Source organism: Paraburkholderia ginsengiterrae, assembly GCF_001645125.1.
In the GTDB taxonomy this organism is placed as follows: domain Bacteria; phylum Pseudomonadota; class Gammaproteobacteria; order Burkholderiales; family Burkholderiaceae; genus Paraburkholderia; species Paraburkholderia ginsengiterrae.
On sequence record NZ_LXKA01000332.1, the window covers coordinates 18,613 to 30,838 of the forward strand.

At 62.0% G+C, this 12,226-nt stretch carries 11 protein-coding genes; 6 read left to right on the forward strand and 5 right to left on the reverse strand.

The genetic code is table 11. From position 1 onward, the window contains the following. The first annotated feature begins 45 nt into the window (after positions 1 to 45). From A6V37_RS25155 to A6V37_RS25170, 4 genes are all read left to right on the forward strand, one after another. On the forward strand, positions 46 to 813 hold the full coding sequence (locus A6V37_RS25155) for a class II aldolase/adducin family protein (RefSeq protein ID WP_064269405.1): 768 nt from the start codon (positions 46 to 48) through the stop codon (positions 811 to 813). A gap of 54 nt (positions 814 to 867) precedes the next feature. Beyond that, complete coding sequence (locus A6V37_RS25160) at positions 868 to 1,911, forward strand: 2-dehydropantoate 2-reductase (RefSeq protein ID WP_064269406.1); 1,044 nt, start codon at positions 868 to 870, stop codon at positions 1,909 to 1,911. 739 nt (positions 1,912 to 2,650) lie between these two features. Further along, positions 2,651 to 3,835: a porin gene (locus tag A6V37_RS25165; RefSeq protein ID WP_064269407.1), complete on the forward strand. Its 1,185-nt coding sequence runs from the start codon at positions 2,651 to 2,653 to the stop codon at positions 3,833 to 3,835. Positions 3,836 to 4,022: 187 nt separating this feature from the next. Continuing rightward, positions 4,023 to 4,520, forward strand: coding sequence for a GNAT family N-acetyltransferase (locus A6V37_RS25170; protein ID WP_064269408.1), 498 nt, complete (start codon positions 4,023 to 4,025; stop codon positions 4,518 to 4,520). Between the two features lie 61 nt (positions 4,521 to 4,581). Here the strand turns inward: A6V37_RS25170 and A6V37_RS25175 are convergent, their stop codons facing one another. The 3 genes from A6V37_RS25175 to A6V37_RS25185 form a co-directional block, all read right to left on the reverse strand. After that, on the reverse strand, positions 4,582 to 4,827 hold the full coding sequence (locus A6V37_RS25175) for a hypothetical protein (protein ID WP_064269409.1): 246 nt from the start codon (positions 4,825 to 4,827) through the stop codon (positions 4,582 to 4,584). Then, on the reverse strand, positions 4,824 to 6,074 hold the full coding sequence (locus A6V37_RS25180; RefSeq protein ID WP_064269410.1) for an alkaline phosphatase family protein: 1,251 nt from the start codon (positions 6,072 to 6,074) through the stop codon (positions 4,824 to 4,826). The genes A6V37_RS25175 and A6V37_RS25180 overlap by 4 nt, the downstream gene beginning before the upstream one ends. A gap of 153 nt (positions 6,075 to 6,227) precedes the next feature. Further along, positions 6,228 to 7,214, reverse strand: coding sequence for a GNAT family N-acetyltransferase (locus tag A6V37_RS25185; protein WP_064269411.1), 987 nt, complete (start codon positions 7,212 to 7,214; stop codon positions 6,228 to 6,230). A 240-nt stretch (positions 7,215 to 7,454) separates the two neighbouring features. Here A6V37_RS25185 and A6V37_RS25190 point away from each other — a divergent pair, with 240 nt between their 5' ends. Next, a complete protein-coding gene (locus A6V37_RS25190) occupies positions 7,455 to 8,399 on the forward strand; it encodes a cupin domain-containing protein (RefSeq protein ID WP_064269412.1) in 945 nt (314 codons plus the stop codon). On the opposite strand, the gene A6V37_RS25195 is transcribed toward A6V37_RS25190, so the two are convergent. Together A6V37_RS25195 and ilvD are read right to left on the reverse strand one after the other, a co-directional pair. After that, positions 8,396 to 9,355, reverse strand: a complete 960-nt coding sequence (locus A6V37_RS25195) for a LysR family transcriptional regulator (protein ID WP_064269413.1) — start codon at positions 9,353 to 9,355, stop codon at positions 8,396 to 8,398. The two genes, A6V37_RS25190 and A6V37_RS25195, sit on opposite strands and share 4 nt — an antisense overlap. 155 nt (positions 9,356 to 9,510) lie before the next feature. Continuing rightward, entirely contained in the window at positions 9,511 to 11,373 is a 1,863-nt protein-coding gene (gene ilvD, locus A6V37_RS25200; RefSeq protein WP_064269414.1) for a dihydroxy-acid dehydratase, read from the reverse strand. Positions 11,374 to 11,748: 375 nt separating this feature from the next. Between ilvD and A6V37_RS25205 the strand changes: the two genes are divergently transcribed. Next, a complete protein-coding gene (locus tag A6V37_RS25205) occupies positions 11,749 to 12,168 on the forward strand; it encodes a DUF995 domain-containing protein (RefSeq protein ID WP_064269415.1) in 420 nt (139 codons plus the stop codon). Positions 12,169 to 12,226: the final 58 nt, after the last annotated feature.

The following is a 12,226-nucleotide window of genomic DNA, read 5'->3' on the forward strand; positions in this document are numbered from 1 at the left end:
ATCGGGTAATTCCAGCGCCGGAACCCTCGAACAAGGAGTGTCGACGTGGCTTCATCCAGTATCAGCCCGAAGAACGGCGTATCACCTGCCGAATGGGACGCGCGCGTCAATCTGGCCGCGGCATACAGGCTCACCGCGCTGTTCGGGTGGGACGACCTGGTATTTACCCATATCTCGGCGCGCGTGCCAGGCCCGGAGCATCACTTCCTGATCAATCCGTACGGCATGATGTTCGACGAGATCACCGCGTCGTCATTGGTCAAGATCGACCTCGACGGCCGTAAGGTGACCGAATCGCCGTATGACATCAATCCAGCCGGATTCACGATTCACAGCGCCGTGCACGCGGCGCGCGAAGACGCGCATTGCGTGATGCACACGCATTCGGTCAATGGCGTGGCGGTGTCGGCGCAGGAAGCGGGACTGTTGCCGCTTTCGCAGCAGTCGCTTGGCGTGCTGGCGTCGCTCGGCTATCACGACTACGAGGGCATCGCACTCAATGAGGCCGAAAAGCCCCGGCTCGTTCGCGACCTCGGCAACAACACCAACCTGATGCTGCGCAACCACGGCTTGCTGACGGTCGGCGCCACGCCGGCGGACGCGTTCGTCGCAATGTACTTCTTCGAGGTGGCCTGCATGATTCAGGTGCGCGCCCAGGCAGGCGGCGGAAAGCTGACGCCTATCGGGCAGCCGATCCTCGACGGTATCAAGCAGCAAATCGGACTGGTAACGCGGGGTGTCTCGCCTGGGGCGCTGGTGTGGCCCGGATTGCTACGCCGGCTCGACCGTCGCAACCCCGGATACGCTGACTAACTCGCCGATGCAGGGTATGGCGGAAGTCATTGGGTAGGATGCAAGAGAATCTGGATGGCTAAGATTGTTATCTACGGCGCGGGCTCGATTGGCTGCTACGTCGGCGGACGGCTTCTTGCCGGAGGCAGCGACGTCAGCTTCATTGGGCGAGCCCGCATGGCGGATCAATTGCGCCGTGAAGGCATCACGCTGTCGCGGTACGACAATTGCCGCTGGCATGTCCCGCCGGAGCAACTCGACATATCCACGGACGCCGCTCGCGCCGCAGCAGCCGACCTCGTGCTCGTCACCGTGAAGTCGGCCGCGACACCCAAAGCCGCGGCGGAACTGGCCAGCGTGCTTCGCCCGGGCACGATTGTGGTGAGCTTCCAGAACGGCGTCGGCAATGCGGATGTGCTGCGCGCCGCGCTGCCGCAACACACGGTGCTGGAGGGCATGGTGCCATTCAACGTCGTCGAACGTGGCCCTGGCGCATTTCATCAAGGTTCGGCGGGCGAACTGGAGATCAAGCAAGCGCCGGCCATGCAGCCCTTCGCCGACGAGTTCAGAAAAGCGAGGCTCCCGCTCGTCCAGCATGCCGATATGCTGCCGGTGCAGTGGGCGAAGCTGTTGCTCAATCTCAACAATGCGATCAACGCGCTGGCTAACCGGCCTTTGAAGGAGGAGCTCTCGCAGCGCGCCTACCGGCTCTGCCTTGCCATGGCGCAGCGAGAAGCACTGGCGCTGCTCAAGCAAGCTGGCATACGGCCCGCCAGATTGACGCCGCTTCCGGCTACCTGGATTCCGCGTGTTCTCGGCGTGCCCGATGCGCTGTTCGAACGGCTCGGCCGCGCGATGCTGACAATCGATCCGCTTGCGCGCTCGTCGATGTCCGACGATATGGCGGCGGGCCGGCCCACAGAAATCAACTGGATCAACGGCGAAGTCGTGCGCCTCGCACAACGCCTCGGGCAACCGGCGCCGGTGAACGAACGACTATGCGAACTCGTGCGGCAAGCCGAGCGAAGCGAGGTGCGGCCATCATGGCCGGGTGACGCGCTGCTCGCTGAACTGCGGGCTGCGGCGAACGCCACTTTGGCACTGCGCGGCACGGCCTGATACTCGCGTAGTTAAATGCCACGGGCGGACGGACGTTACTCCGGCTGCTATGTCCGCACCACTGTGTCGGGCGATTCTTCCGACCGTACGCTGGCGAGTGACGCGCACCTTCACACCTGAGATAGAGGCACCCGTGGGTACAAGTATTGTGCTCCTTTCGAATTAGCCAGGGCCAAGGACACGGCCGTTACCGCGGCCCGAGCACGCCGTCATCGCGGTCATTTTCTCGTACCGCACCCTATTTTCCAGCGGACCGCTTGAATGCGTCATCGGCTATCTGCCTGTCGCATCATCGCAACGCCAAAGCGCGTGTAAAAACGAAGCGCGGCGGCGTGCGACCATCGCTTCACCCATCTGACAGCCGCGTTGTTGCTACATTTTGACGGCAATGTGACGGAGCCCGCAAATATTCCCGACCACGTGTTATTTCGCGAAGGCCTCATTACTGAAACTTACCCATCGTAGACTCGCCTGGCTGATCGATGTTTGCATTGTTAATTAACAGTCAAGCCTGTCGCGATCGAAGCCAAGGATGAATATCCCATCCGGCGCGGTCCATCGCGAACGAAACTCGTCCGCCTTCGGTGGGGTGCATTCACTTCGCAACCGATGGCCGTTGCCGCAGCGTCACTCGCAATGGAAGCCCATCAGGGTTGCGACCCGGTTTGCCGGACGCTGTTTCTCGCAGGTTCGTCTACTCACGCCGTTTTCCCTTGTTCCAAAGAACTGGAGTGATTCAATGAGAAAGATTTCCGTTGCCCTCGCCGGCTGCGCCGCGCTTGCGGCATCCGCTGCCAACGCACAGAGCTCGGTCACGCTGTACGGCCTGATCGATGCCGGTATTGCGTATACGAACAATGTTCAGAACGGTACCCCCAGCCATGGTAGTGCGCGCGTCGCGCTCGCAAGCGGCAATATCAGCGGCAGCCGCTTCGGCCTGCGCGGCAGCGAAGACCTGGGCGGCGGTCTGCATGCGGTCTTCGTGCTCGAAAACGGCTTCAACGTCAACAACGGCGCGCTCGGCCAGGGTGGCCGCATGTTCGGCCGTCAAGCGTATGTCGGCCTGAGCGGCGATCAATACGGCGTCCTCACTTTGGGCCGTCAGTATGACTCGATGGTCGACTTTGTCGCGCCGCTGTCCGGCACGGCGGGCACGTTTGGCGACTCGGGCTTCGCGCACGTGTACGACAACGACAACCTGCAACATACTGTGCGCTTCAGCAACTCGGTGAAGTTCACGAGCATGGACTACGCCGGCTTCAAGTTCGGCGGCGTGTACGCGTTCAGCAACAGCACCAGTTTCGCCGTCGATCGTGCGTATAGCGCCGGCGCAGCCTACAACAACGGCCCGCTGCACCTGGCCGCGGCCTACCTCCAGATCAACGGCTCGGGCGCAGCGAGCACCCCTGCAGGCACAGCCAATCAGAACGTTGCGGCTGACCCGAGCGAGTTCAAGTCGACCGCGGGCGGCGGCAACCTGACGGCGGACGTGCAGCGCACGGTCGGTGCAGGCATTGGTTATTCGTTCGGCCCTGCGGCGGTCAACTTCGTCTACTCGCACAGCCAGTACCAGAATACGTCCGCGTTTGGCCTGACGGCCTCGAACGGTTCGGTTCACTTCGACAACTACGAACTGAACGTCAAGTACGCACTGACGCCGGCACTCTCTCTCGGCCTGATGGACACGTTCACGGACGGCCATCTGAACGGTGTGAGCAAGTCGAACATCGGCACCGATCCGAAGTGGAACCAGGTCAACGCGATTGCGCGCTACTCGCTGTCGAAGCGCACCGAGCTGTACGCTGAAGCGATGTACCAGCACGCGATCGGCAACAACAACACTGCCGTGATGTACAACGCCGGTGGCAACTCCGCGACGAGCAATCAGGTGATGGGCGCCGTCGGCATGCTGACCCGCTTCTAAGCAGCACAGCCAGCGCCCGTTCATGCCCCCGTCCAGCGGCCGGACGGGGGCACTCTTGACACGGGATGCGGCTCAGCGGGCGGATATCTGAATAGACCATGCCGATGGTCGGCCATTTATGGGGTGGCGTCCCTACGCTTGCGTGCGCGACTAAAGCTAGAATTGTCGCGCTCACCTCGACATGTCCATGATGCTGACTATTCGCCCCCTCGCCAGCGGTTCGCACAGCGACCGCGCCAACGTGCTACGCATCTTTCTGGAAGCGCCTTCGTACACGGCACTCGTTGAAGGTCGGCAGCCGTCCGAAGAAGACGTTGAAGACTTCTTCAATGGCAAGCCAGACAGCAAGGATGCGGCGGACAAATCGGTCTTCGGGTTTTACGCTGGGCCGGCCATGGTCGGCTGTGCGGATGTGATCCGCTCGTACCCCGCCGGCGATTGCCTATGGATCGGCCTTCTGCTTTTCTCCGAAGCGCACCAGGGTCGCGGTCACGGGACGACAGCGTTGGCTTTGATCAACGAGATAGCGAAGGATTGGGGCTGCCGGAGACTGCAACTGGCCGCCATTTCGACGAATCCGCGCGCCCTCGGGTTCTGGCAACACGAGGGTTTTGAAACCGTGCGCCACACGACCAATCCGAGATTCATCGGCGAAGTCATCGTCATGGAACGCCCCGTCAAGTAACGGCATCGGACGGCCCTTGCTGGTCGATCACCCGATCACGCAACCGGCCAGCCACCGCGCCTCATTTGCCGCCACCGTGGCGATGCCGCCGCCGCTTCTCGCGCTCCTCCGCCATGTGCGGCATCAGTTCCTCGATGTACCGTCTCGCGTCACCGCGCGTGGCGACCTCCTTGAAGCGCCGGTGTGCCGCATCTTCACCGACAAGCTCCATGTGGGACTTGCGCAGCACGTGCAGCAGCCCCATCAGCGTGCTGGAATCGGGTACGTCTTCGTGGTCGCGCTCATGCGCGGGCGTCGGCTGAGTCATGTTCCGACCTCCTCTGGGCAGTCCTGGCGGCAGGTTTGGGTAATCAGCGACAGCACGTCATTGGCGCTCCTGTCGCGATTCGTCAGCGGCTGGAGACCGAACAGGCGTTCAAGCGTCGCGAGCACCGAACTGTGATCGTACGTCGTGTGATCCACCTTGCCCGCTTCGACCCACGGCGACACGACAATCGCGGGAACGCGCACGCCATACACGTCGAACCCGAATCCGTTCACATTCAGCGTCGCGGGCGCGCCGTCGCCCGGCGGGATTGCCGGGCCGGGTTTGACCGAGTCGTAAAAGCCGCCGTGTTCGTCGTAGAGAATGACGAACAGGCTCTTGTCCCACAAGGGCGAGTTGCGAATCGCGCTGTAGACGCGGGCGGCGAGCTGGTCGCCGGCGGCAAGGCCGTCCATCGGATGCTGCGAACTGCCGTTCTTATAGGTGTCGTTCACGACATCGCCGTAGCTCGGCTCGATGAACGTATAACGGGCCGTGTAGCCTGCGGCGAGGTCCGCTTCGAAGTGCGACAGATCGTCGACGTCGCATACGCTGATGCCTTTGATCGACGCGACCTGCGGTATGCGGCCGAGCGGATCGCCCAGGTGGTCCTGGTACAGGCGATAGCTGCCTTTGCCGAGCGCATCGAAAATCGATCCTTTGGGATAGGCGAGGCCATCCAGCCCGACCCAATTGCACATCTCGGTCGAGGTCGGCGAATGATCGAGCCCGGCCGACGACGCGCCATGCAGGAAGTAGCGGTTCGGCCAGGTTGGGCCGGGCATCGACGAATGCCAGCCGTCGCACAGCACGAACTGCGTCGCGAGCTGGTACAGCGCGGGGGACTGCGTACGGGCGTCGACGCCGCGCATGATGTCGTCCACGTCGCCGCCTTGCGGTGGGGCGCCTTCCGAGCGGGTGGTCGCATAGTTCGAGACGAAGCCGGAATTGTCGACGGGCGGATAGGGCTGCCCCCGCTGGAACGTCACATTCTCACCGCATAAATGCTCGACCACGTCGGCGAATTCGTGCCCGGGGTCGGTGGGCATCTGGCCGGGTGCGCCGTCGCCGAACGGGTAGGTGGTGCCGTTGTAAGTGTTCGCGTTGGCGGGCGTGGCGGCGACGATGCCGGGTATGCCCGACAGCGCGAACAGATGGTCGAAGGACCGGTTTTCCAGCATCAGCACGAACACGTGCTGGATGATCTCGTTCAGACCGGTTGCGGCTGCTGCATTTGCATTAGCGTTCATGAAGCGTGCTCCTGTCGTTGGTTGGACGACTGAACTGTTCTTCTGCTTCGTTCTTCGTTGCTGGCGCACCCAATCGCTCGGGGTACGCCAGCGGCAACACTTTCAGGTAAGACGCGCGGGCGCATCGTTTTTACAAGGCGGCCACCCCGTACGCTACCGCAATTCCGACTCCGAGGGTTCCAGCACGCTGCGCAACTTCCCCAGAAGCCAGTTGACCAGCGCGTTGTTGTGCCGGTAATGATTCCACGTGGGATGCTGACGAGCGCCCAGGATGCGTTTGAACTCATAAGACGTGGCGCCCAGTTCGACTTCCTCGTAGCCGCCCTGAATGCCGAATTCAACCGTGCGGATAAACATGGCGAAGTACAAACCGTACTCATGGCTCCTGGCGTAATCCAGACCGATATAGCGGTTGACCAGATGGCGCCCTTTCCCGATCAATTGCGTGAACCCGATCAGGTCGCCCTCCAGAAAGTACAGCAGATAATGGCTCAGGTCGCGGGTATTGGCGAAATACGCCCGCGTCAGCTTCTCGAACTTCAACTCAGCCTTGTTATAGGTGTTCAAATATAGCTGATAGACCGGATCGACGAGGTGATCGGGCAGACCCGCGTGCTCTTCGTAGCGTAGTGCGGCGGCCTTCTTCAGCTTGCGCTTGAGCAGGTTCCGGCGGTCGCTCTTCATGCGCTGATAGTAGTCCGGGCCGAGGGCCAGCACGGGTACGGGCAAGCCTTTGGCCGCGACAAAACCCCGCATCGGCAAATCCTGATCGAATCCCTTGTAGGCGAGCAGACTCCCCTTCTTCGCCAGCCGACTGTTGATGACCGCGAGCGTTTCCTCCGAGACCTCCCCGTGGATGCGGCCGGCATCCACCGTCGGATGCCCGATGCAAGCCAGCTTGAAGCGGATCCAATGCAAACTCTTCTTCAGCCAGCCGTTGGGAAGCACCGTATTGAGCCGAAAATCCATCACGAAGTAAGGCGCCACTGTCACGAGCCTGTCTGCCCGGTAGACGGCGAAATAACCGAAGCTGAAGTCATCCAGGCCGGCCGTCTGGAAGGCTTGGTAAAACTCCGCTCCCTCTGGCTCGCCGTCCAAAAAGCCGTCTGGCGGAACGGCCAGATCTTCGATGTGCAGCATGGGTCGCCATCCTTCTTCTGACTGGTTCGTTGGCTGGGGGCACCGATTGTCTGCGATCTTTGCGGCGTTGTCGAATGACAGTGGCCATCCGTCCAGCGTGCCCCTTTGCGCAAAGGTGATTTCGACTCCGGGTACTTCTGAGGCCCGCGACCGGCACCTATAGTCAGCTCAGCTTTCGAACGCGCCCGCAGATTCAAGGCGGGCCTGACACAAAGCTTCCCCTGTCCAAAGGAGCAGACCATGCTGACCCAAACGTCCCCGGAGCTTCTCGCCGAACCCGCTGCCGTCACCTCGGATGCGCAATACTTCGAATACACCTCGTCCGCGAATCCCATTGGGGCGAAGCTCATCTCGCGGGTGCCGTTCCGCAACTTTCCGCCTTCGCTCTACGCAGCCGGCGCGACGCGCATCGTGCCGCTCGACCTTTCCGCCGAACTGGGCTGCCCTGGTCCCGCGACGAGTCCGGGCTTGAGCGCCAGTTTCCTGCGCATCAACGCGGCGGACGCATTGACGCTCGCGCCGAACGCGACTTCGCAGGTTTGCTATGTCATCAGCGGGACTGGCAGCGTCACGCAGGGCGAGAGCCGCTTTGCGTTCGCGCAGGGCGATTTCTTCACGCTGCCCGGCGGCGATCCCGCTGTGCTGAGCGCCGACACGACCGCTACGCTCTACTACGTCAACGACGCCCCGCTGCTGGCGTATCTCGGCACGACCGGCGTTCAGCCGCGCTTTGCGCCGACGCTTTATCCCGCCGCCCGCGCGCAGGAAGAGTTGCGCAAGGTCTCGGAGGATGCCAATGCGGGCCGCCGCAACCGCATCAGCGTGCTGATGGGCAACGCCAACTTTCCGCAGACGCGCACCGTCACGCATGTGTTGTGGGCGATGTTCGGCATCGTGCCGCCCCACTCCGTGCAGAAGCCGCACCGCCATCAATCGATTGCGCTCGATTTCATCGCGGGTGGACAGCCGGGGGTCTACACCTTGGTGGGTACGGAGTTGGACGAGAACGGCAGTATCGTCAATCCGACGCGCGTTGACTGGGAAGCCGGCATGGCATTCGTGACGCCGCCGGGATACTGGCACGCGCACTTCAACGAAACGAATGACAATGCCTATGTGATTCCGATCCAGGATGCCGGCTTGCAGACCTGGCTGCGCACGCTCGATATCCGCTTCGCCCGTTAAGGGTTACGCTCGAATGCGAGTCCGGCGTCCCAATACGGCGGCTCGCCAAACGTCTCGGCGTAGAAATCCACGAACGCGCGCACCTTCGACGAAACGATTTTTTTCGGTGGATAAACTGCCCAGATTGCGGGTTCGGCGCGCCCCGTGCGCGCCTCCCATTCGGGCAGCACGTGCAGCAGGCGTCCTTCGCACAGGGCAGTGGACGCGAGCCACGTCGGCAGAAGAGCCAAGCCGCAACCGGCTATGGCGAGTTCCAGCACGGCGTCGGAGTCGTCGGCGCGCAAGCGTCCCCGCAATTGCACCGGCATCGGTTCGTGCTCCGGCAACGGATGCACATCGTCGACACGAATGAAAAACCAGGTGTCGTCCGGCATCAGGGACAAGCGCAGCACGTTGTGTGCAGCCAGATCCTCAGGATTCCGAGGCATTCCGTTGCGCTCGAAATACGCCGGACTACCGCAGACGATACGACGATGCGGCGCCATCCGCCTCGCCATCAATGACGAATCGGGCAGCACGCCGATACGGATCGCCACGTCGATGCGGGCCTCGATCAGGTTGAGCGTTTCGTCGGCCGATACGATATCGAGGTCGATGTCGGGATAGCGCGACATGAATGCCGGCAGATGCGGCACGACATGCCGGCGCCCGAATGCCGACGGCATTGTGACGCGCAGCACGCCTTGTGGTGTGAGATTCAGTGACGACGTGACCTGGCGCGCGTCGTCGAGCGCATGCAGGGCGATCATGGCGTGCTCGCGAAACAGCCTGCCACCCTCGGTCAGAACGAGCCCGCGCGTCGACCGGTTAAACAAGGCAATGCCCAGATCCTTTTCCAACTCGCTAATGTAGCGCGAGATGGTCGAGGTCTTGACTGCCATTTCAAGAGCCGTTTTGCTAAAGCTCCGCAATTCCGCCGCGCAAACGAAGGCCCGTACCGCCGCAAAATAGTCCATGAGATTTCTGACGCGAATCGCGCTTTCTGCAAGGCACTTCACGAAGTAACAACCGGCCCGCGCACAATAACCTCGCAGCGCGGCGGCCGATAGACCGTACCTGGCCTGTCGGTCTCGTGGCCCTGCCCGCCTCAGCGCGGCAGGGCCGCAGCGCCTCACTTGCGCTTGAGTTGCGAGATGTCCCGCACCGCGCCGCGATCGGCCGAAGTCGCCAGGGCGGCGTACGCCTGCAACGCTTGCGACACCACACGTTCACGATTCGCCGGCTGCCAGGCCTTGTCGCCACGAGCCTCCATGGCTTCGCGACGGCGTGCCAGGACCTCGTCCGACACCGCGAGATGCATCTTGCGATTCGGAATGTCGATCTCGATCACGTCGCCCTCTTCCACCAGACCGATCGTGCCGCCTTCGGCTGCTTCCGGCGATGCGTGTCCGATCACGAGGCCCGACGAACCACCCGAGAAACGGCCGTCGGTGAACAGCGCGCAGGTCTTGCCCAGGCCCTTGGATTTCAGATACGACGTGGGGTAAAGCATTTCCTGCATGCCGGGGCCGCCCTTCGGACCTTCGTAGCGAATCACCACCACGTCGCCCGCGACGACCTTGTCGCCCAGAATGGCTTCGACTGCGTCGTCCTGGCTCTCGAACACGCGCGCGCGCCCCGAGAAAATCCATTGCGATTCGTCGACGCCCGCGGTCTTGACGATACAGCCCTTCTCCGCGAGATTGCCGTACAGCACGGCGAGGCCGCCGTCTTTCGAATACGCGCTCTGCTTGCTGCGGATGCAACCGCTCTTGCGGTCAGTATCCAGCGCAGCGTACGTCGCTTCCTGGCTGAACGCGACGGTGGTCGGAATGCCGCCCGGGGCCGCGCGGAACAGTTTCTGCGCTTCTTCGCCCGCGCTACCCGCGACGTCCCATTTGGCGATCGCGTCGCCCAGCGTGCCGCTATGCACGTTGCTGCACGACAGGTCGAGCAGTTCCGCGCGAGCCAGTTCGCCAAGAATGCCTGGGATGCCGCCGGCACGATGCACGTCTTCGATATGGTACTTGTCGGTTGCCGGCGCGACTTTGCACAGGCACGGCACTTTGCGAGAAATGCGGTCGATGTCGGACATAGTGAAATCGACGCCGCCCTCCTGCGCCGCTGCCAGCAGGTGCAGCACGGTATTGGTCGAACCACCCATCGCCACGTCGAGCGCCATGGCGTTCTCGAAGGCCTGCTTGCTCGCGATGTTGCGCGGCAGAACCGAGGTGTCTTCTTCCTGATAGTAGCGGCGGCACAGATCGACGATCAAGCGGCCGGCCTGTTCGAAGAGCCCCTTGCGGTATGCATGCGTAGCGACGATCGTGCCGTTGCCGGGCAACGCAAGGCCAATCGCCTCGGTCAGGCAGTTCATCGAATTCGCGGTGAACATGCCCGAGCAGGAGCCGCATGTCGGGCACGCGTTGCGCTCGATTTCCGCCACTTCCGCATCGCTGACCCGGGAGTCGCCCGCCTTGATCATCGCGTCGATCAGGTCGATCTTGGCGATCACCTGGCCGTCCGTCGGCGATTTGACCTTGCCTGCTTCCATCGGACCACCGGACACGAACACGACCGGGATGTTCAGGCGCATGGCGGCCATCAGCATGCCCGGGGTGATCTTGTCGCAGTTCGAGATGCAGACCATGGCGTCGGCGCAGTGCGCGTTGACCATGTATTCGACCGAGTCGGCGATCAGTTCGCGCGAGGGCAGCGAGTACAGCATGCCGCCGTGACCCATGGCGATACCGTCGTCCACGGCGATCGTGTTGAATTCCTTGGCGACGCCGCCGGCCGCTTCGATTTCTTTCGCCACCAGCGCGCCCAGGTCGCGCAGATGCACGTGGCCCGGCACGAACTGGGTGAACGAGTTTACGACCGCAATAATGGGCTTGCCGAAATCATCGTCCTTCATTCCGGTGGCGCGCCACAGCGCGCGGGCACCGGCCATGTTGCGGCCATGAGTCGAAGTTCGCGATCGATAGTTAGGCATCTGTGTCCTCAGGTATTGCGGGCTTTGAAATTGGAATTGGATTGGCGCCCAGCGAGCGCTGGGAAGGTACGAATGGTGCGAGATCGCCGGTAATACGTCCAATATATTTTTTCGACGTTATTAGGTCGAAAAACATATTAATTGGCAGTTTGTCATGGTGGGTGCCGGGCGGGCGGTCAATGCAGAGCGATATGCGGCGGCCACTCTGGCAGTTTTCAGCGCTGCAACACTTTCGTTGAAATCAACCGCTCGCGGAGAATGGCATCGCCCTGTCTGGCCGTATCCCATTGCCGTGGTTCGCTTGTTGCATGGTTATTGGCTTGCACGCGCCCCACGCCAATCCGGTCTGGCGCAACGCGAATACTGGAGACGAACATGACCTCGACTAACCGCGTCGCGGCAGCGGCATCGGCCGTTCTGCTTGCCTGCATCGCTTCCTCTGCATGGGCCGATGAGCCGCAGAAGCTGTCCAAGGACGAGTTGATGCAAGTCATTCCGGACTCGAAAGTGCTCAGCACCGGCGCAAGGGGCTTTATCCGGCGCTGGACGAACGACCCTTCGGGCAGCTTTGTCGCCAACTGGGAGGCGCCGCCGCAGTTCAGACATGGGACAGGCAACGCCCAAGGCACGTGGAAGGTGAATGACAAGGGGCAGTATTGCGTCCACATCGAGTGGGAAAAACTGCAAGCCGAAGGATGGTGTGCGTTCCTGCAAAAGACCGGCGACGGGAAGTACGGTATCGCCGATGAGGGACATAGTACGTGGGTGCCGACTACGTTTGAACTTAGCAAGTAGGTGGGGGAACGGGGAGTTTCTATCCACAGGCGTCACTTGTTTAGATGCTGCAAGACCC

What these genes read in the sequence shown, in the direction of transcription:
- A6V37_RS25190 (WP_064269412.1), top strand. Translation starts at nt 7,455, where the DNA reads ATGCTGACCCAAACGTCCCCGGAGCTTCTCGCCGAACCCGCTGCCGTC.
- A6V37_RS25165 (WP_064269407.1), top strand. Translation starts at nt 2,651, where the DNA reads ATGAGAAAGATTTCCGTTGCCCTCGCCGGCTGCGCCGCGCTTGCGGCA.
- A6V37_RS25195 (WP_064269413.1), bottom strand. Translation starts at nt 9,355, where the DNA reads ATGGACTATTTTGCGGCGGTACGGGCCTTCGTTTGCGCGGCGGAATTG.
- A6V37_RS25205 (WP_064269415.1), top strand. Translation starts at nt 11,749, where the DNA reads ATGACCTCGACTAACCGCGTCGCGGCAGCGGCATCGGCCGTTCTGCTT.
- A6V37_RS25180 (WP_064269410.1), bottom strand. Translation starts at nt 6,074, where the DNA reads ATGAACGCTAATGCAAATGCAGCAGCCGCAACCGGTCTGAACGAGATC.
- A6V37_RS25160 (WP_064269406.1), top strand. Translation starts at nt 868, where the DNA reads ATGGCTAAGATTGTTATCTACGGCGCGGGCTCGATTGGCTGCTACGTC.
- ilvD (WP_064269414.1), bottom strand. Translation starts at nt 11,373, where the DNA reads ATGCCTAACTATCGATCGCGAACTTCGACTCATGGCCGCAACATGGCC.
- A6V37_RS25170 (WP_064269408.1), top strand. Translation starts at nt 4,023, where the DNA reads ATGATGCTGACTATTCGCCCCCTCGCCAGCGGTTCGCACAGCGACCGC.
- A6V37_RS25175 (WP_064269409.1), bottom strand. Translation starts at nt 4,827, where the DNA reads ATGACTCAGCCGACGCCCGCGCATGAGCGCGACCACGAAGACGTACCC.
- A6V37_RS25185 (WP_064269411.1), bottom strand. Translation starts at nt 7,214, where the DNA reads ATGCTGCACATCGAAGATCTGGCCGTTCCGCCAGACGGCTTTTTGGAC.